Raw genomic sequence first — 17,738 nt, forward strand, 5'->3', positions numbered from 1 at the left:
GACGGCTGAGCCGTCACCTGCCGGTGCTTGAGGGTAGACCAGGAGATGAACGTGCGCGGAATCGTGTTGGCCTGCGGAAACTCGCAGTCGCCGTTGATCACTGACGGTGACCGGTTCGAGGTGCGCCCGGTACCGGCCAGGCCCGGAAAAGCCGAGGTGGACCCGGTTTTCGCCGATTTGGGTGACGCGCGTCTCATCGTGCACGGCACGGACGCCGATCTGAACGCCGTGGTGCTGCGACTGCTTCGGACCGAACGGCTGTCCGAAGTCGCGCTGGGTTACGTGCCGACCGACGAGGACTCGGCCGTGGCCGGGCTGTGGGGCCTGTCGACGGACCCCGGACGGGCGTTGGATCTCGCCCTGTCGGGTGATCCCGATCGCATCCCGCTGGTCCGCGACGACGTCGGCGGCGTGCTGCTCGGCCTGGGGTCGCTCGGCCCGGTGCGCGGTGTCGGGTACGCCGACGACACCGTGGTGCTGCGCGGCCAGGCGAGCCGCCTCGAGGTGACGCCCGACCCGGACAACGGACTCGGCCTGTTGGTGAGCGTCATCCACAAAAGGGTCTTCATGAAGAAGGTGAAGACGACCGCCGGACGCGCTTTCCAACTGGGCTGCCTGCCCGTGCAGGTGACGGTCGACGGCGTCGCGCACCCGCGTCCGATGGGCAAGTGGACCTGGTACCGCCACACGGAGGATCTCCGACTGGTCCGCGGGTTGCGGTAAACCAAGGGTTAGTGCGCAATCCATTGGTGTGTCACTCAGAGGTGTTGAGCAGGCAGGACGATTAGCCCAAGGTAATTCCGACAGCTTCCAACTAGGAAGGTCGGAATTATGTCAACGGTTGACAAAGCCGCCAAATTCTCGATCCCCCTGCTCCTGGCTGGTGCCCTCACCCTCGGTCTGACCGCACCCGCGCTCGCCACCCCGCCCGGCATCCCGAGCACCGCCACCGCCAACTCCGAGCTCGCGTCGCTGACCGTGGCGACCGAGGGGTCGATGACGGGCTACTCGCGCGAGCAGTTCCCGCACTGGAGCACCGTCTCCGGCGCGTGCAACACGCGGGAGACGGTGCTCAAGCGGGACGGCACGAACGTGGTGACCGACTCGTCCTGCGCGGCCACCTCGGGCCGCTGGTCCAGCCCGTACGACGGCGCGACCTGGTCCGCGGCGTCCGACGTGGACATCGACCACGTCGTGCCGCTGGCCGAGGCGTGGCGGTCCGGCGCGTCCTCGTGGACCACGTCCCGCCGCGAGCAGTTCGCCAACGACCTGGCCGGCCCGCAGCTCATCGCGGTGACCGACAACGTCAACCAGGCCAAGGGCGACCAGGACCCCGGCACCTGGAAGCCGCCGCTGACCTCCTACTGGTGCACGTACGCCAAGATGTGGGTGCACACGAAGTACCGGTGGGGCCTCAAGCTGAACTCCGCCGAGAAGACCGCGTTGCAGTCGATGCTCGGAAGGTGCTGATGGCGGACCACTCGTCTCCGATCGTGGCCGGGCCCGGTGGCGTGATGACCGACGAGGTCGGCGTCGTCACGGGCGACCTGGAACTGCGCACGTCACTCGTGGACGGCGTCGTGCGGGCCAGGGTGCGCTACGAGGGTGCCGACGAGTGGTACGCCGTCACCGGAGCCGCGTGCCGCGTGGCCGACCCGCGCGACCACGCCGGCGTCCACCAGGTGCTCCTCGGGGTCCTGCACCGCCCCCTCGGCTGAGGCCGTTGCCGCCCTCCCAGGGCGGCAACGGCTCCGCCCAACCGCAGCTCCACCACGCCACCCAGCCGGGCCACAGCTTCACCCGCAGAACCCAGCCGGGCTACGGCTCCACCCCACCACCCAGGCGGGCCACGCCACCGCGCCACCCAGCCGGGCTACGGCTCCACCCCATCGGTCGCCACCGGCTCCGCGGCGGGCAGCACGGGCGGCGCGGCGGCGCGGCTGTCGTCGGGGCCCTTGCGGGACAGCGGCGGCAACGACTCGGCGGCTTCCGCCCGGGACAGGCCGGTGGCCTGCAGCAGGTCCACCGCGACCGACCGGACCTGGGCCAGCACCACCCTGGTGGAGAACCCCTCACCGCCGAGCTGGTGGGTGGTCGCCACGGCCACCGCCTCGCGCACCGCCGAGCGGGCCCGCACCGGCTCGTCGCCGCGGGCCAGGTCGACCCGCAGCAGGTCCAGCGCGTCGGAGTACTTGCGCAGCACCTCGGGCAGGTTCGCCGGCATCCGCTCGCCGTCGCCGAGCGCGGCCAGCGCCCGCCGGGCCAGCACGCGGGTGTTGCGCAGCGCGTAGTCGATCGGCGTGGCGGTGGCCTGGTAGCGGCCCAGCTCGTCCTTGCGCCGCCAGCGGATCGGCGCGATGGTCGCGATCTCGCCGCCGGCCTGCAACGCGGCCTTGAAGTCGTCGACGGCCTCCTGGCTGGACCTCAGCCGGGCCAGCACGCCCGCCGCCGCGACCGGGTCCTGGTCGGTCACCGCCTTCGCCACCCCGCGCAGCGCCGTGATCAGCTCGCCGAGGACCACCTTGGCCTGCCGGTGCGCCACGGTCAGCGGGTTCGCGGGCAGCAGCGCGGTGACCGCCAGCCCGACCAGGCCGCCGACCAGCGCGTCGACCATCCGGTCCAGGCCGCCACCGGCGCTGGGCGGCAGCAGGGTGGCCACCAGCACGGCCGACGAACCGGACTGGAGGGCGATCACCGCGCCGCCGTCGAGCAGCACGGCCGCGGACATGGCCAGCGCCACGACCAGCGCGATCTGCCACGGGCCGGAGCCGATCAGCGAGATCAGCACGTCACCGACGCCGACGCCGACGGACACGCCGACGACGAGTTCCACCACCCGCCGCAGCCGCTGCCCGAGCGAGACGCCCAGGCAGACGACGGCGGCGATCGGCGCGAAGAACGGGTGCGCGTGGCCGACGACGGAGGTCGCCACCAGCCACGACAGCCCCGCGGCGAGCGCGGCCTGGCCGATGGGCAGGGCCGTGCCGCGCCAGCGCTGCAGCCGGCGCACCACCTCGTCGCGCACGGCTCCCACGGGTCAGCCCAGGCCGAGCGCGGCGGGTGCGGCCGGGTCGCTGTCGGTGAGGAACTTCCGGCAGCGCTCGTACTCCTCGACCTCGCCGATGCCGTCGGCGGCGCGGGCCAGCGCGGCGAGCGCGCGCAGGAAGCCCTGGTTGCCGCGGTGCGCCCACGGCACCGGGCCGAAGCCCTTCCAGCCGGCGCGGCGCAGCTGGTCCAGGCCGCGGTGGTAGCCGGTGCGGGCGAAGGCGTAGGCGGTCACCGGGTCGCCGGTCTGCAACGCGCGTTCGGCGAGCAGCGCCCACGCCTCGCTGAAGTCCGGGTAGGCCCGGACGATCTTGGCCGGGTCGGTGCCCGCCTCGGCGGCGGACTGCGCCTCCGGCCGGTCGGGCAGCAGCGTCGGTTCGGGGCCGAGCAGGTTGTCCATGCGCTCAGGATAGGAATACCCGGGCCACGGCGGCGACCAGTGCCACTACCAACGCGGTCACCACGATCCCGGCGACGACCTTCTTGCCCATGGCTTCGACACTCCCCGGCTGCTCTCGACCCGATCCGGAGTTCTCAGCGAACTCTCAGGCCAGCACCCTTCCGCGCTGGACCGAACAGAGCAACGCCGATCACCCGTTCGCGCCAGGACACCGCCGAACGTGCTGGTCACCACAGGCCCCTAGGGGACATCTCGGCAAAGACCAGGGGAGCCCTCCCTTCCCGACCGCCGGCGCGGGACGCATCATGTTCGGGTGAAAACGGGGGTTACCGAACGCGTCGCGCAGTTCCGCGACCAGTACTGGGAGCGGGGCGAGCCGGGGCGCGCGACCCCGCCGGCGCTCGTCGCCGGGCTGTACAAGCTGTGGCTGCTCGGGCTGCTGCTCAAGCTGCTCGGCTCGTCCTGGGACGTCGCCTGGCACTTCAAGTGGCTGCGCGACGAGCTCGCGCCGCCCCACCTGATCAACACGGTCGGCACGGTGCTCGTCGTCGGGCTGACCCTGTTCCACACCTACACCGGGTACGGCGCGGACCGGCGGTCGTTGCGCCTGATGCAGTGGGGCACCGGGATCTTCCTGGTGGCGCTGCCCATCGACCTGATCAACCACCGGATCAACGGCCTGGACATCACCTCGTGGAGCGGCTCGCACGCGCTGCTCTACCTCGGCACCGCGATCATGCTGGCGGGCGCGCTGCGCGGCTGGATCGGGCTGTTCCCGCAGTCGCGGTGGCGGCTGCCGGGCCTGGCCGCGCTGTGGTTCTTCTTCCTGGAGAACATGTGGTTCCCCAACCAGCACCAGGAGTACGGGGTGCTGGAGATCGCGTCGTGGGACCGCGGCGACCCGTACGCCGAGCCGATCCTGCTCCAGTTCGCCGCCGACCAGATCGGCCGGCCGGTGGACCGGGAGTCGATCGTGCAGTTCTCGCTGCCGATCCCGGACTGGGTGTACCCGGTGTGGGGCCTGGTCGCGGCGGCGCTGGTGCTCGTCGTGGCGCGGCGGACGATCGGCCGGCGGTGGGCGGCCACGGCGGTCGCCGCCGGGTACGTGGCCTACCGGTGCCTGATCTGGCCGCTGCTCGCGGGCGCGGACTTCCCGCTCTCGGCGGTGCCGGTGTTCCTGGTGCTGGTCGGGCTCGCGGTGGACGCGGCGCACCTGGGCCGGGTGCCCGCGCCGGTCGCGGCGGTGCTCGGCTCCGCCGCGGTGACCGGGCTGGGCTACGGCGGCATCCGGCTCCAGCAGTCGCTGGACGCGGCACCGCCGATCCTCTACGCCTCGGCCGCCGTCACGTTCGTCGTGCTCGCCGCGCTGTGGACGGCCGGCGACGTCGTGGCGCGCCGCCGGCTGCCGGGGGCTGCCCGGCCCGCGGAGGTGGGGACAGGCCCCCGCTGACCACGGGTGGCCGCCGGCCTCCCGAAACTCCCGCCGACGCCCAGGATTGGTCTCGCACTCCCGACCGATCCTGGGGGATTTCCCTGATGACGAAACGATTTCGAGCGCTGACCGCCGCCGTCCTGGCGGTGGCGGTCGCGGTGTCGACGGCCGGCGTGGCGGCTGCCTCGCCGGCGCGCCTCTCCCAAGCGGTGCAACGGTTCTCCGCCGCCGGCGTGCCCGGTGTCGCGGTCCGCGTGGACGACGGGCGCGGCCGGCCGGTCGAGCTCGTGCGGCAGGCGCGGTGGACGCTGGCCGACCACCGACTGAGCCTGGGCGACGAGTTCCGGATGGCGTCCAACACCAAGACGGTGACCGCGACGATCCTGCTGCAACTCGTAGCCGAGGGCCGCGCCGGACTGGACGACCCGGTCGAGCGGTGGCTGCCGGGCGTGGTCCCCAACGGGTCCGCGATCACCCTGCGGATGCTGCTCAACCAGACCAGCGGCCTGTTCGACTTCCTCAACGACGCGGCCACGTTCGGGCTGCTCACCGGCCAAGCTCCGCGCCCATGGCCGCCGAGCGCGCTGCTCGGCGTGGCGTTCGCCCACCCGCCGCTGTTCGCGCCCGGCGTGCGGTGGGGCTACAGCAACACCAACTACATCCTGCTCGGCCTGGTGCTGGAAGAGGTCTCCGGCGCGCGGTACGCCGACCTGGTCCGGGACCGGATCATCAAGCCGTTGCGGCTCAAGGACACCTACCTGCCCACCGACGCCGAGTTCCGCGGCCGGCACGCCGTCGGCTACGAGCCGGACGCCGAGCACCTGGCCCCGCTGTTCCCGCCGGGGGTGCCCATCGGCGACGGGTTCGCCGGGCCGCAGCACCACCAGCACGTGAACACCAGCGCGATCGACCTGAGCGCCGCGTGGGCGGCGGGCGGCCTGGTGTCGACCGCGGCGGACTGGAACCGGTTCCTGACCGCGCTGATGTCCGGGCGGCTGCTGCCCGCCGCGCAGCTCGCGCAGTTGCGCACGGCCGTGCCGCAGGGCGGGACGACCGACGACGGCTACGGCCTGGGCGTCATGCAGATCAACACCCCGTGCGGCACGGTGTGGGGCCACTCCGGCGGCTTCCCCGGCTACCGCAGCCACAACTACGCCGACGCCACCGGACGGCGCACGGTGAACATCCTGGCCACCACGACGTACGCGCTGCTGGCCCCGGAGGCCGCCGCGGCGCAGCGGGAACTCGTAGACGCCGCCGTGTGCCGGATGTTCGGCAAGTCCTGAACCACCCGACAACCCGACCTCACCGCCCGCCGAACCCCGACCACACCGACAACGCACCGACAACGCGGCAGCGCCCGACCGGAACCCCGGTCGGGCGCTGCCCGTCGTTCGTCGTGCGGTGTTCGTCGTGCGGGTGTTCGTCGTGCGGTGTCGCGGAACGTCAGCCGGCGATCATCCGGCCGGAGGACTTCAGGTGCTCGCACGCCTGCGCGATGCGGGCCGCCATGCCCTGCTCGGCCGCCTTGAGGTAGCTGCGCGGGTCGTAGACCTTCTTGTTGCCGACCTCGCCGTCCACCTTCAGCACGCCGTCGTAGTTGGTGAAGAAGTGGCCCACGATCGGGCGGGTGAACGCGTACTGCGTGTCGGTGTCGATGTTCATCTTGATCACGCCGTACGTGAGCGCCTCGTGGATCTCCTCCAGCAGCGAGCCGGAGCCGCCGTGGAACACCAGGTCGAACGGCTTGGAGCCGGCCGCCAGGCCCAGCTTCTCGGCCACCACGTCCTGACCCTGCTTGAGGATCTCCGGGCGCAGCTTCACGTTGCCCGGCTTGTACACGCCGTGCACGTTGCCGAACGTCGCGGCGACCAGGTAGCGGCCCTTCTCACCGGTGCCGAGGGCGTCCACCGTCTTGAGGTAGTCCTCGGGCGTGGTGTAGAGCTTGTCGTTGATCTCGTTGGCGACGCCGTCCTCCTCGCCGCCGACGACGCCGATCTCGATCTCCAGGATGATCCGCGCCTTGGCGGTGGCCTCCAGCAGGTCGGCGGCGATCTTGAGGTTCTCGTCCAGCGGCACCGCCGAGCCGTCCCACATGTGGGACTGGAACAGCGGGTTCAGGCCGCGGTCGACGCGCTCCTGGCTGATCGCGACCAGCGGGCGGACGAAGCCGTCGAGCTTGTCCTTGGGGCAGTGGTCGGTGTGCAGCGCGATGTTCACCGGGTACTTCTCGGCGACCACGTGCGCGAACTCGGCCAGTGCCACCGCTCCGGTGACCATGTCCTTGACCTTGGTGCCGGACGCGAACTCGGCACCACCGGTCGAGACCTGGATGATCCCGTCGCTCTCGGCCTCCGCGAAGCCGCGCAGGGCCGCGTTGAGGGTTTCGGACGAGGTGACGTTGATCGCGGGGTAGGCGAACTCGCTCGCCTTCGCCCGGTCAAGCATCTCGGCGTAGACCTCGGGGGTGGCGATGGGCATCGTGTGGTCCTCCTCGGGTGCCCGGAACGCGGTGTCGCGCAGCATCCTACGGGCACCGTCGGGCGGAGTAAGTTGATCACCTGCATAGTGGAGCCATGGCGATCGCACGGTGGAACGGCGAGATCATCGCCGAGAGCGACAAGACCGAGATGGTCGAGGGGAACCACTACTTCCCGCTGGAGTCGGTGCACGCGCAGTACCTGCGGCCCTCGGACACCACGTCCGTGTGCCCGTGGAAGGGCACCGCGAACTACTACACCCTGCACGTGGACGGCGAGGACAACCCCGACGCCGCGTGGTTCTACGCCGAGCCGAAGGACGCGGCGGCGAACATCAAGGGCCACGTCGCCTTCTGGAAGGGCGTCGAGATCTCCGACTGACCACCCCGGGGGCGGTCCGCCGGGACCGCCCCCGACCACGTCCCCCGGGACCACCGATCCGACCGCGTGGACGGACCCCCGGCTAGCCGGCCAGGGCCGCCGCCAGGTCGCGGAACCGCGCCGAGTCCTCCCGGTGCTCGCCCAGGACCTGCACGGACACGTGGTCCGCCCCCGCCTGGTGGTGCTCGCGCAGCCGGTCCGCGACCCGCTCCACCGGCCCCCACGCGACCAGCGCGTCGACCAGCCGGTCGCTGCCGCCGTCGCGCAGGTCGTCCTCGGTGAAGCCGCCGCGCAGCCAGTTCTTCCGGTAGTTCTCCAGCGTCAGGTAGAGGGCCAGGTTCTCCCGGCCGACCGCGCGCGCCCGCGCCGCGTCCTCCTCCAGCACCACGTGCTGCTCGGGCGCGAGAACGGTCGCCGCGCCGATCTCCTCCCGGGCCCGCGCCGTGTACTCGGGCGTGACCAGGTACGGGTGGGCCACGCTGGTGCGCGCGGCGGCGAGCCGGAGCACGCGCGGGCCGAGCGCGGCCAGGGCCAGCCGGTCGCGGGGGACGTCGAGTTCGTCGAGGTAGTGCACGAGCTTCTGGTAAGGGCTGTGATACACCTCACCCACGCTCTCCCGGTGGCCCGCGCCGACCCCGACCAGGAACCGGTCGGTCCACGCCAGGTCGCGGTAGCCCGCGTTGACCTCCGCCGCCGGGGTGGTCCAGACGTTCAGGATGCCGGTCGCGACGACCAGCCGCTCGGTGACCCCGAGCAGCTCGCCGACCAGGCCCAGGACGCCGCCGTCCGGCGCGCCACCCAGCCACAACGTGCCGAAACCGATTTCCTCCAGCTCCGCCGCGCGGTCCGCGCGCCCCTCCCAGTGCGCCGCGATCGTCCACACCCCGAACCTGCCCAGCTCGACGGTCATTCCGGCCCCTCTCGATGTACGGCGGTCGACCACGGCAACCGGCGGGTCCCACCATTTAGTCCTGGCTGTGACGTTCGGCGCGACCGCCGGCCGTGGGGTTGGCTTCGACCCATGACGAAACTGGGAAGCAGCGATCTCGACGTGGCGCGGCTGTGCCTGGGCGGGAACGTGTTCGGGTGGACCGCGGACGAGGACGCCTCGTTCGCCGTGCTGGACGCCTACCTCGCGGCCGGCGGCAACTTCGTGGACACCGCCGACGTGTACTCGGCCTGGGCCGACGGGCACTCGGGCGGCGAGTCGGAGACGATCATCGGCCGGTGGCTGCGGGCTCGCGGCAACCGGGACCGGGTGATCGTGGCCACCAAGGTCGGGATGCTGGAGGTCGGCGGCCTGGACAACCTGCGCGCGGACACCATCGCCGCGGCGGCGGAGAACTCGCTGCGCCGGCTCGGCGTGGACCACATCGACCTGTACTACGCCCACCAGGACGACCTCGGCACGCCGCAGGAGGAGACGCTCGCGGCGTTCGACGTGCTGGTGCGGGCGGGCAAGGTGCGGCACGTCGCGGCGTCGAACTTCACCGCCGAGCGGCTCACGTCCGCGCTGGCGGTGGCCGAGCGCGAGGGCCTGCCGAAGTACGTGGCCCTCCAGCAGCACTACAACCTGGTGGAGCGGTCCTACGAGGGCGGGCTGGCCGAGGCCGTGGCGGCGGCCGGCCTGTCGTCCGCGCCGTACTGGTCGCTGGCGCGGGGCTTCCTGACCGGCAAGTACCGGCCCGGCGTCACGGTGGACAGCGTCCGCGCGAAGGGTGCGTCGAAGTACCTCGACGAGCGCGGGCTGCGGGTCCTGGGCGTGCTGGACGAGGTGGCGGCGGCGCACGGCACGACCGTGGCGGCGACGGCGCTGGCGTGGCTGGCGGCGCAGCCGACGGTGGCCGCGCCGATCGCGAGCGCGCGCACCACCGGGCAGTTGGCCGACCTGCTGCCGGCGCTCGACCTGGAGCTGGCGGCCGACGAGATCGCCCGGCTCACGGCGGCGAGCGAGGGCTGACATTTACTTGACTCAGCAGTAGCTTACTCGCGGTAAGTTGCGTTACGGTGACCTCCAGGCGAACCCGTTCGAGGAGGTCACCGTGGACGTTGCGGGCAAAGTCGTGCTGATCACCGGCGCGGCGCGGGGGATCGGCGCGGAGGTGGCGCGGCGGCTGGCCGCCAAGGGCGCGAAGCTCGCGCTGGTCGGGTTGGAGGGCGACCACCTCCGGGAGGTCGCCGAGCAGTGCGGCGGCCGGGCCTGGGAGGCCGACGTCACCGACTGGCGGGCGCTGGAGACCGCGGTGGCCGGGGTGGTCGAGCACTTCGGCGGGATCGACGTCGTGGTGGCCAACGCGGGCATCGCGGCGACCGGGTTCGTCCGGTCGATGGACCCGGCGGCGTTCGAGCGGGTGATCGAGGTCAACCTGCTCGGCGTGTGGCGGACCGTGCGGACCTGCCTGCCGCACCTGGTCGCGAGCCGCGGCTACTGCCTGGTGGTGTCCTCGCTGGCGGCCATCGTGCACATCCCCGGCAACGCGGCCTACTCGGCGGCCAAGGCGGGCTGCGAGGCGTTCGCCGACAGCCTGCGCGCCGAGGTCCGGCACCTCGGGGTGGACGTCGGCGTCGCGTACTTCTCGTGGATCTCCACCGACATGGTCGACAGCGCCGACCAGCACCCGGTGTTCGGGCCGCTGCGCAGCGGGATGCCCGGCCTGGCCGGCAAGAAGTACCCGGTCTCCGCCGTCGGCCGCGCGGTCGTGCGCGGGATCGAGAAGCGGTCCAGGGCGCTGCACGTGCCCGGCTGGGTCGGCGGGCTCAAGATCTTCCGCGCGCTCACCCCCCGCGTGGTCGACCGGCAGGCGGCGAGCCAGGTGCCGGCCGCCGACCGCGAGATGGCCGACGGCGGCCGGTCCGGCCTGGTCGGACCAGGAGGACGGGCCGCCGGGACGAAGGGCCGCGCCGAGCAGCGCTAGCCGGACCTCCGACCGCTCAGTCCTTCAGCCAGCTGCCCATCACCGTCTGCCACTCGTGCACGCGCGTCTCGGCCACCACGCCGGCGGGCGTGTACGGGTCGGCGGCCAGCAACTCGCGCAGCTCGGCCTCGTCGGCCACCTCGTACACCAGCACCGCGCCCGACTGGTCGGTGTACGGCCCCGACACCAGGAGCCTGCCCTGGTCGACCAGGGTCGCCAGGTAGTCCCGGTGCGCGGGCCGGGCCGCCAACCGATCGTCCACGTTGTCCCCGAACACCAGCTCGACCACGAACCTGGCCACTGTCCACCTCCGCGAGACGCCTACGCCGGCCCCGAAGCTACCGGTCGACCAGGTACCGTCATTTCCGTGGTCGGTTCGGAGCAGAGCAACGGCGGCATCGCGCGCGTGCAGGACACCCTGACGAACCTGCGCATCCAGGACGGCGTGGCACCACCGCCGTCCGGTCCGCTGACCCTGGAGGACCTCTACCGGCAACACCGGATGCGGCTGGTCCGGCTCGCCCTGCTGCTGGTGGACGAGCCCGCCACGGCCGAGGACGTGGTGCAGGAGGCGTTCACCGGGCTGCACCGCAACTGGGCGAACCTGCGTGACGCCCAGGCGGCCGTCGGCTACCTGCGGACCGCCGTCGTGAACGGGTCGCGCAGCGTGCTGCGCCGCCGGAAGACCGCCCGCGACTACACCCCGCCGCACGTCGCGAACGCGCGTTCCGCGGAAAGCCTCGCGATGCTCACGGCGGAGCACCAGGCCGTCGTCGCGGCGCTGTCCCAGCTGCCGCCGCGACAGCGGGAGGTGCTGGTCCTGCGGTACTACGGCGACCTGTCCGAGGCCGAGATCGCCGAGGCCACGGGCATCTCCAAGGGCACCGTGAAGAGCACCGCGAGCCGTGCGCTGGACGCCCTCCAGAAGATCATGGCCGGCCGCTGACCCACTCCCTCCTCCGGCGCGCGCACCCGTAGCACGGGTCCGCGCGCCTTTTCGCGTACCCGGGTCTTGGGCTGCCGGCGCACCTGGCTACCCGGCACCCGGGGTGGTCGGCGCACAGGGCGGCCGAACGGGAGGTGGCCGACGAACCGGAGGTGGCCGGCGAACCGGAGGCGACCGGCCGGCAGGGCGGCCGATGAACCGAGGGTGGCGGGCGGCCCCGGGGGTCCAACTGCGCCGCTCGGGTGTCCGCTCACCGGACAAATCCCGTAACGGGTGTCTGTCAAGCGGGTGCGAAGGGTGGGCGGACGTGTACCGGGTGGGGGAATCGGGCACTTGGTATAGACCAATGGTGGTTGGATGCCGCACTATCGGACCTCGTGGCGCGCACTAGACACGTGATAGCCGTCGATGTCGGCGGTACGGAGACCAAGGCTGCCCTGGTGGCCGGGACGGCCCTCGACGTCCGGGCGGTCCGGCAACGGCGGCGGGCGACGACCCGCGACGCCGAGGCCGTGGTCGACGATGTGGCCTCGCTGGTCGAGGACCTGCGTGCCGGCGGCGACGCCGAGATCGAGGCCGTGGGCCTGGTGGTGCCCGGTGTCGTCGACGAGGACAACGGCATCGGGGTGTACTCCGCCAACCTCAAGTGGCAGGACTACCCGTTCGTGAAGGAGGTCGAGGCCCGCACCGGGCTCAAGACCGCGTTCGGGCACGACGTGCGGGCCGGAGGGCTCGCCGAACTGCGCATCGGCAACGCCAGGGGCCTGCAGAACGCCGTGATCATGCCGATCGGCACCGGCATCGCGGCGGCCCTGGTCCTGGACGGGCGGATCTACCGCGGCGACGGCAGCGTCGGCGAGGTCGGGCACGTCGACGTCGGGCACGGCGACCCGTGCGGCTGCGGCCAGACGGGTTGTGTCGAAGCGCGGGCCTCCTCGGCGGCCATCGCCCGGCGGTATTCCGAGCGGACCGGCAACCCGGTGAACGGGGCGGCGGAGGTGGCCGGACTGGTCCGAGCGGGCGACCCGGACGCGGTGACCGTGTGGCAGGAGGCGGTGGACGCCCTCGCCCGGGGCATTCTGCTGGTAGCGGCTCTACTGGGGCCCGAGGCGGTGGTGCTCGGCGGCGGACTCGCGCTGGCCGGCCCGCTGCTGGTGGACCCGTTGCGGGACCGGCTGGACGGGTTGATCACGTTCCAGCGGCGTCCGGAACTGCGGCTGGCGGCGCTGGGCGACGAGGCCGGGTGCCTCGGGGCCGCGTTGCTGGCCATCGACATGCTGGAGGAGAGATGAGCACGTGGGGTGGACCGGTGGACGTGGCCCTGACCGGTGGTCGGGTCGTCACGCCCGACGGGGTGCTCGACCACGGCTGGGTAGCGGTGCGCGACGGCCTGATCGTCGCGGTCGGTGAGGGGGCGCCACCGGACGGCCCGACCACCGACCTCGGCGGGGACTGGCTGGTGCCGGGCTTCGTCGACATCCACTGCCACGGTGGCGGTGGGGAGGCGTTCACCAACGCCGATCCGGAACGGGTGCGCAAGGCCGCCGCCGCGCACCGCCGGCACGGCACGACGACGTTGCTCGCGAGCCTGGTGTCCCGCCCGATCCCGGAGCTGGCCGACCAGGTGAAGGCGCTGTCCGAGCTGGTCGAGGACGGCGTCGTGCAGGGCATCCACCTCGAAGGACCGTTCCTGTCCGCGGCCCGCTGCGGCGCACACGACCCCGCCATCCTGTGCGCACCGGACCGCGACTCCGTCGACCAGCTGCTCAGGGCCGGTCGGGGGATGGTCCGGATGGTGACCGTCGCGCCGGAGCTGGAGCACGGTGTGGACGCGGTGCGCCAGTTGGTCGACAACGATGTCCTGGCCGCGATCGGCCACACGGACGCGACCGAAGCCCAGATCCGGCCCGCCGTGGAGGCCGGAGCGAGGGTGGCGACGCACCTGTTCAACGGGATGCGCCCGCTGCACCACCGGGAGCCGGGTCCGATCGGCGCGCTGCTGGACGACGAGCGGGTCACCGTGGAGCTGATCTGCGACCTGGTGCACCTGCACCCGACCGCGGTGCGGCTGGCCGCGCGGCACGCCGGCGTCGGCCGGACCGTGCTGATCACCGACGCCATCGCGGCGGCGGGCGTGGGCGACGGCGTGTACGACGTGGGCGGGCTGGAGGTCCGGGTCGTGGACGGCGTGCCGACGCTCGCGGGCGGCGCGTCGCTGGCCGGCAGCACGCTCACCATGGACACGGCGTTCCGCAACGCCATCACGTCCTGCGGGCTGACCGTCCAGGAGGCCGTGTACGCCGCCTCGACCCGGCCCGCGCAGCTGCTGGGCCTCGACACCGGTGAGGTCCGGGCCGGTCTGGCCGCGGACCTCGTGGTGCTCGACGCGGAGTTCAAGCCGCGCGAGGTGATGAGCCAGGGCGCCTGGGTGAAAGACTGACCGGGTGCCCGACGACCAGGAGCGGCTGGTGGCCGACGCGTTGCGCGCGCAGGCCACCAGCACCGGCGGACTGCCCGTCACCCCGGCCCCGGCGGTGCCCCCGTCCGGGTCGGCCCGGCCGGCGCTGGGCGCGGGGTGGGTGCTGATGATCGCCGTGCTGCTCGGCCTGGCCGCCGGAACGGTCGTGGCGGTAATCACCCTGCGTTAAGCCTGTACCGTGGTTCGGGTGACGGTCGCGATCGCCTCCACCTCGCTCGCCCTCGGCCCGGAGTGGCTGGACCCGCAGAAGCTGCTCGAGAACCTCGGGCCGTACATGCTGGTCGGGCTGTGCTTCATCATCTTCGCCGAGTGCGGGCTGCTGGTCGGGTTCTTCCTGCCCGGCGACTCGCTGCTGTTCACGGCCGGCCTGTTCGTGGCCAACGGGGTGCTCGACTACCCGCTGTGGCTGGTGTGCCTGTTGCTCACCGCGTGCGCCATGCTGGGCAACGTGGTCGGGTACTGGATCGGCCACCGCGCCGGACCGGCGCTGTTCAGCAAGCCGGACTCGAAGATCTTCAAGAAGGAGTACGTCGAGAAGACGCACGGCTTCTTCGAGAAGTACGGCGCGCGGGCGATCGTGATGGCCCGGTTCGTGCCGATCGTGCGGACGTTCATCACCGCGATGGCGGGCGTGGGCCGGATGGACGCGCGCAAGTACTTCACGTACTCGTTCATCGGCGGTGTCGCGTGGGCGGCCGGGCTGACCGTGCTGGGCTACTTCCTGGGCCAGCTCCCGTTCGTGCGCGACAACATCGAGATGATGCTGATCCTGATCGTGCTGATCTCGGTGGTGCCGATCATCATCGAGGTGATCAAGGCCCGGCGGGAGAAGAAGGCGCTCCTCGTGCAGGAGGCCGACGACATCACCCAGCAGTTCAAGCGCATCGACTGACGTCCCCCGGCGACGCCCGACCCGACCACCGGCTCGATCGCGCCGCGGGCGGAGTGCCGCCCCGGTCGCCTCTCGCCCGACCCGCGACCCGGTCCCGCGTCGCTTCGCCCCGGACGCGTCGGCTGAGGCTCTTCGGCGGTTGACCGTCACCCTCATTGGTCTGTACCACTTGAGGGGTGGTTCGCACTGTGTCGGCCGCCTGCGCGGCCTTGCTGCTGCTCCTCGGGGCCGTCGTGCCCGTCTCCGCGACACCGGACCGCGGTTCCCGCGCGGTGATCGGGGCCTACTACGGCAACTGGTTCAGCGCGGCCGAGCCGATCTCCGCGATCCCCTCCGACACCCCCATCACGCACCTGTTCTACGCGTTCTCCACGATCGAGGACGGCCGGTGCGTGCTCAACGCCCCCACCGCGGCGAAGGACTTCGCCGACATCGCCGACCTCAAGCGCCGCAAGCCGGGCCTCAAGGCGCTGATCTCGGTCGGCGGCTGGGGCGCGGGCGGGTTCTCCGACGCCGCCCTGACCCGCGCGTCCCGCTCGGCGTTCGTGGCGTCCTGCGTGGACCGGTTCTTCACCCGCGCGCCGGGCGTGTTCGACGGCGTCGACGTCGACTGGGAGTTCCCCGTCTACGGCGGACCGGCCGAGATCACCGACCGGCCCGAGGACAAGCGGAACATGACCCTGCTGGTCCGCGAGTTCCGCCGGCAGCTCGACCGCGGCGCGCTGGTCACCGCCGCACTGCCCACCGGCCGGTTGCAGACCGACGGCCCGTACGACCCGGCCCGCAGCTTCGAGCTGGGCGCGCTCGGCCGCGAACTCGACTTCATCACCCTGATGACCTACGACATGGGCACCGGCTTCTCGCCCGTGGCCACGTTCAACGCCCCGCTGCGCGAGGTCCGCGAAGACCCGATGCCCGCCGCCGACCGCCGCTGGAACAACGTCACCGGCGCGGTCGACTACTACCTGCGCCACGGCGTGCCCGCGCGCAAGCTGGTGCTCGGCACCCCGTTCTACGGGCGCGGCTTCCAGGTGCGCCAGGAAGGACCGGACCACGGGCTGTACCAGCCGTACGAGAGCGCGTTCTGGGTCGACGGCTGGGACGAGGTGCAGCGGCTCAAGGCGACCCCGGGGTGGCGCGAGCACTGGCACCCGGTGGCCCGCTCGCCGTGGCTCTACAACGCCGCCGAACGCAAGTTCGTCAGCTTCGAGAACCCGAGGTCCATCGGGATCCGGGCGCAGTACGCCAAGCAGCGCGGCCTGCGCGGCACGTTCATGTGGGAGCTGGGCCACGACGACGCCGAGCACAGCCTCCTCGACGCGATGAGCAAGCCGTTCCGCTGAGCACGCCGCTGCGCTGGCGCTGAGCAAGCTGTCCCACCGGGCAGGCTAGGCGCTGAACATCGAGCCCGGGTTGAACAGGTTGTGCGGGTCCAGCGCCTTCTTGATCTCGCGGTGGACCCGCAGGCCGACCGGGCCGATCTCCTTGGCCAGCCACTCCCGCTTGATCTTGCCCACGCCGTGCTCGCCGGTCACCGTGCCGCCGAGCGCGAGCCCCACCGCCAGGATCTCGTCGAACGCCCGGCGGGCGCGGGCGAACTCGTCGGGCGACGACGGGTCATAGACGATCGTCGGGTGCATGTTGCCGTCGCCGGCGTGCCCGACGACCGCGATCCGCAGCCCCACCTCGGCGCTGATCCGCTCGCACCCGGTGATCAGGTCGGTGATCCGCGTCCGGGGCACGCACACGTCGTCGGTCAGCCACGCCCCGTAGACCTCCAGCGCGGTCAGCACGGACCGGCGGGCGGTCAGCAGGTCCCGGCCCTCCGACAGGTCGTCGGTGACGTGGGTGAGGGTCGCGCCGGCGTCCGCGCAGACCTGCTCGATGGCCGCCAGCTCGCCGCGGGCCGCCTCGCCGCCCGAGTCGGACTGGCAGATCAGCAGCGCCTCGTCGGCGTTCAGGTCGGTCTTGAGGTACTGCTCGACGGCCTTGATGGACGTCCGGTCCATGATCTCCATCAGCGACGGCACCACGCCCTCGCGCACCACCCGGGCCACCGCCGCGCCCGCGTCGGCGGTGCGGTCGAACGTGGCGACCAGCGTCCACGGGGCCTGCGGCAGCGGGCGCAGGGCGAGGGTGGCCTTCGTGATGACGCCCAGCGTGCCCTCGCTGCCCACGAACAGCCGGGCCAGGTCGTAGCCGGCGACGCCCTTCACGGTCCGCCGCCCGGTCCGCAGCAGCTCGCCGGAGGCCAGCACGACCTCCAGGCCGAGCACGGAGTCCGTGGTCACGCCGTACTTCACGCAGCACAGCCCGCCCGCGTTGGTGGCCAGGTTGCCGCCGATCGTGCACCAGTCGTAGCTCGACGGGTCCGGTGGGTAGAACAGCCCGTGCTTCTCCACCGCGCCGCGCAGGTCGAGGTTCACCACGCCCGGCTCCACCACGGCCAGCCGGTTGTCCGCGTCGATCTCCACGATGCTGTTCATCTTGGTGGTGACCAGCACCACACAGCCGTCGATCGCGTTGGCCGCGCCGGACAGCCCGCTGCCCGCGCCGCGCGGCACGATCGGCACCCCGGCCGACGCGCACGCCCGCACCACCGCCTGCACCTGTTCGGTGGACGTCGGCAGCACCACGGCCAACGGCTGCCCGTAAGGCGCGAGCGGCATCATGTCGCGCTGGTAGGAGGCCGTGACGTCGGCATCGGTCAGCACACCACCGGTTCCGAGGGCCGCGCGCAGTTCCGTGAGCAGGACCATATTCACACG

At 72.2% G+C, this 17,738-nt stretch carries 20 protein-coding genes; 14 read left to right on the plus strand and 6 right to left on the minus strand.

The window, feature by feature from the left end:
- Positions 1 to 45: 45 nt before the first annotated feature.
- The 3 genes from BN6_RS40190 to BN6_RS40200 all read left to right on the plus strand — a co-directional run bounded on the left by BN6_RS40190 (position 46) and on the right by BN6_RS40200 (position 1,718).
- The gene (locus BN6_RS40190; RefSeq protein ID WP_015105618.1) at positions 46 to 723 is read left to right on the plus strand and encodes a hypothetical protein; all 678 of its coding nucleotides are present in this window, start codon (positions 46 to 48) and stop codon (positions 721 to 723) included.
- A gap of 108 nt (positions 724 to 831) precedes the next feature.
- Positions 832 to 1,470: an HNH endonuclease family protein gene (locus BN6_RS40195; protein WP_015105619.1), complete on the plus strand. Its 639-nt coding sequence runs from the start codon at positions 832 to 834 to the stop codon at positions 1,468 to 1,470.
- A complete protein-coding gene (locus BN6_RS40200; RefSeq protein ID WP_015105620.1) occupies positions 1,470 to 1,718 on the plus strand; it encodes a hypothetical protein in 249 nt (82 codons plus the stop codon). Before BN6_RS40195 ends, BN6_RS40200 begins: the two co-directional genes overlap by 1 nt.
- A 155-nt stretch (positions 1,719 to 1,873) precedes the next feature.
- Here BN6_RS40200 and BN6_RS40205 read toward each other — a convergent pair whose 3' ends face one another.
- Both BN6_RS40205 and BN6_RS40210 read right to left on the minus strand, forming a co-directional pair.
- The gene (locus BN6_RS40205; RefSeq protein WP_231904872.1) at positions 1,874 to 3,025 is read right to left on the minus strand and encodes an FUSC family protein; all 1,152 of its coding nucleotides are present in this window, start codon (positions 3,023 to 3,025) and stop codon (positions 1,874 to 1,876) included.
- A 12-nt stretch (positions 3,026 to 3,037) separates the two neighbouring features.
- Positions 3,038 to 3,445, minus strand: coding sequence for a DUF3151 domain-containing protein (locus BN6_RS40210; protein ID WP_015105622.1), 408 nt, complete (start codon positions 3,443 to 3,445; stop codon positions 3,038 to 3,040).
- A 313-nt stretch (positions 3,446 to 3,758) separates the two neighbouring features.
- On the opposite strand from BN6_RS40210, the gene BN6_RS40215 reads away from it, so the two are divergent.
- Together BN6_RS40215 and BN6_RS40220 are read left to right on the plus strand one after the other, a co-directional pair.
- A complete protein-coding gene (locus BN6_RS40215) occupies positions 3,759 to 4,895 on the plus strand; it encodes a hypothetical protein (protein ID WP_015105623.1) in 1,137 nt (378 codons plus the stop codon).
- Positions 4,896 to 4,981: 86 nt separating this feature from the next.
- Positions 4,982 to 6,163: a serine hydrolase domain-containing protein gene (locus BN6_RS40220; protein ID WP_015105624.1), complete on the plus strand. Its 1,182-nt coding sequence runs from the start codon at positions 4,982 to 4,984 to the stop codon at positions 6,161 to 6,163.
- A 160-nt stretch (positions 6,164 to 6,323) separates the two neighbouring features.
- Here BN6_RS40220 and fbaA read toward each other — a convergent pair whose 3' ends face one another.
- On the minus strand, positions 6,324 to 7,358 hold the full coding sequence (gene fbaA, locus BN6_RS40225) for a class II fructose-bisphosphate aldolase (RefSeq protein ID WP_041319527.1): 1,035 nt from the start codon (positions 7,356 to 7,358) through the stop codon (positions 6,324 to 6,326).
- Positions 7,359 to 7,453: 95 nt separating this feature from the next.
- Between fbaA and BN6_RS40230 the strand changes: the two genes are divergently transcribed.
- Positions 7,454 to 7,738, plus strand: a complete 285-nt coding sequence (locus BN6_RS40230; protein ID WP_015105626.1) for a DUF427 domain-containing protein — start codon at positions 7,454 to 7,456, stop codon at positions 7,736 to 7,738.
- Positions 7,739 to 7,820: 82 nt separating this feature from the next.
- On the opposite strand, the gene BN6_RS40235 is transcribed toward BN6_RS40230, so the two are convergent.
- The gene (locus tag BN6_RS40235; protein ID WP_015105627.1) at positions 7,821 to 8,648 is read right to left on the minus strand and encodes a TIGR03620 family F420-dependent LLM class oxidoreductase; all 828 of its coding nucleotides are present in this window, start codon (positions 8,646 to 8,648) and stop codon (positions 7,821 to 7,823) included.
- Between the two features lie 111 nt (positions 8,649 to 8,759).
- Here BN6_RS40235 and BN6_RS40240 point away from each other — a divergent pair, with 111 nt between their 5' ends.
- Together BN6_RS40240 and BN6_RS40245 are read left to right on the plus strand one after the other, a co-directional pair.
- Positions 8,760 to 9,698 carry an aldo/keto reductase gene (locus tag BN6_RS40240; RefSeq protein WP_015105628.1) on the plus strand — a complete coding sequence of 313 codons (939 nt, stop codon included), beginning with the start codon at positions 8,760 to 8,762 and terminating at the stop codon, positions 9,696 to 9,698.
- Positions 9,699 to 9,735: 37 nt separating this feature from the next.
- On the plus strand, positions 9,736 to 10,653 hold the full coding sequence (locus tag BN6_RS40245; protein ID WP_015105629.1) for an SDR family oxidoreductase: 918 nt from the start codon (positions 9,736 to 9,738) through the stop codon (positions 10,651 to 10,653).
- Between the two features lie 16 nt (positions 10,654 to 10,669).
- On the opposite strand, the gene BN6_RS40250 is transcribed toward BN6_RS40245, so the two are convergent.
- A complete protein-coding gene (locus tag BN6_RS40250; protein WP_015105630.1) occupies positions 10,670 to 10,954 on the minus strand; it encodes a YciI family protein in 285 nt (94 codons plus the stop codon).
- 66 nt (positions 10,955 to 11,020) lie between these two features.
- On the opposite strand from BN6_RS40250, the gene BN6_RS40255 reads away from it, so the two are divergent.
- The 6 genes from BN6_RS40255 to BN6_RS40280 all read left to right on the plus strand — a co-directional run bounded on the left by BN6_RS40255 (position 11,021) and on the right by BN6_RS40280 (position 16,313).
- Positions 11,021 to 11,599: a SigE family RNA polymerase sigma factor gene (locus BN6_RS40255; RefSeq protein WP_015105631.1), complete on the plus strand. Its 579-nt coding sequence runs from the start codon at positions 11,021 to 11,023 to the stop codon at positions 11,597 to 11,599.
- 395 nt (positions 11,600 to 11,994) lie between these two features.
- The gene (locus BN6_RS40260) at positions 11,995 to 12,891 is read left to right on the plus strand and encodes an ROK family protein (RefSeq protein ID WP_041315687.1); all 897 of its coding nucleotides are present in this window, start codon (positions 11,995 to 11,997) and stop codon (positions 12,889 to 12,891) included.
- Positions 12,888 to 14,039, plus strand: a complete 1,152-nt coding sequence (nagA, locus tag BN6_RS40265) for an N-acetylglucosamine-6-phosphate deacetylase (RefSeq protein ID WP_015105633.1) — start codon at positions 12,888 to 12,890, stop codon at positions 14,037 to 14,039. Before BN6_RS40260 ends, nagA begins: the two co-directional genes overlap by 4 nt.
- A 4-nt stretch (positions 14,040 to 14,043) precedes the next feature.
- Positions 14,044 to 14,247 carry a hypothetical protein gene (locus BN6_RS40270; protein WP_015105634.1) on the plus strand — a complete coding sequence of 68 codons (204 nt, stop codon included), beginning with the start codon at positions 14,044 to 14,046 and terminating at the stop codon, positions 14,245 to 14,247.
- Positions 14,248 to 14,256: 9 nt separating this feature from the next.
- On the plus strand, positions 14,257 to 14,970 hold the full coding sequence (locus BN6_RS40275; RefSeq protein ID WP_015105635.1) for a DedA family protein: 714 nt from the start codon (positions 14,257 to 14,259) through the stop codon (positions 14,968 to 14,970).
- Between the two features lie 176 nt (positions 14,971 to 15,146).
- Positions 15,147 to 16,313 (plus strand): glycoside hydrolase family 18 protein, encoded by a 1,167-nt coding sequence (locus BN6_RS40280; RefSeq protein WP_197540229.1) that lies wholly within the window; start codon positions 15,147 to 15,149, stop codon positions 16,311 to 16,313.
- Between the two features lie 45 nt (positions 16,314 to 16,358).
- Here BN6_RS40280 and BN6_RS40285 read toward each other — a convergent pair whose 3' ends face one another.
- Positions 16,359 to 17,729: an FAD-binding oxidoreductase gene (locus BN6_RS40285; protein ID WP_041315692.1), complete on the minus strand. Its 1,371-nt coding sequence runs from the start codon at positions 17,727 to 17,729 to the stop codon at positions 16,359 to 16,361.
- Positions 17,730 to 17,738: the final 9 nt, after the last annotated feature.

The sequence above is a fragment of the Saccharothrix espanaensis DSM 44229 genome, from assembly GCF_000328705.1.
Taxonomy (GTDB): domain Bacteria; phylum Actinomycetota; class Actinomycetes; order Mycobacteriales; family Pseudonocardiaceae; genus Actinosynnema; species Actinosynnema espanaense.

Bases quoted from the DNA above. Each gene is read 5' to 3' on its own strand.
- BN6_RS40200 (WP_015105620.1), top strand. From the start codon at position 1,470: ATGGCGGACCACTCGTCTCCGATCGTGGCCGGGCCCGGTGGCGTGATG.
- BN6_RS40210 (WP_015105622.1), bottom strand. From the start codon at position 3,445: ATGGACAACCTGCTCGGCCCCGAACCGACGCTGCTGCCCGACCGGCCG.
- BN6_RS40235 (WP_015105627.1), bottom strand. From the start codon at position 8,648: ATGACCGTCGAGCTGGGCAGGTTCGGGGTGTGGACGATCGCGGCGCAC.
- BN6_RS40230 (WP_015105626.1), top strand. From the start codon at position 7,454: ATGGCGATCGCACGGTGGAACGGCGAGATCATCGCCGAGAGCGACAAG.
- nagA (WP_015105633.1), top strand. From the start codon at position 12,888: ATGAGCACGTGGGGTGGACCGGTGGACGTGGCCCTGACCGGTGGTCGG.
- BN6_RS40195 (WP_015105619.1), top strand. From the start codon at position 832: ATGTCAACGGTTGACAAAGCCGCCAAATTCTCGATCCCCCTGCTCCTG.
- BN6_RS40240 (WP_015105628.1), top strand. From the start codon at position 8,760: ATGACGAAACTGGGAAGCAGCGATCTCGACGTGGCGCGGCTGTGCCTG.
- fbaA (WP_041319527.1), bottom strand. From the start codon at position 7,358: ATGCCCATCGCCACCCCCGAGGTCTACGCCGAGATGCTTGACCGGGCG.
- BN6_RS40285 (WP_041315692.1), bottom strand. From the start codon at position 17,729: ATGGTCCTGCTCACGGAACTGCGCGCGGCCCTCGGAACCGGTGGTGTG.
- BN6_RS40220 (WP_015105624.1), top strand. From the start codon at position 4,982: ATGACGAAACGATTTCGAGCGCTGACCGCCGCCGTCCTGGCGGTGGCG.
- BN6_RS40190 (WP_015105618.1), top strand. From the start codon at position 46: ATGAACGTGCGCGGAATCGTGTTGGCCTGCGGAAACTCGCAGTCGCCG.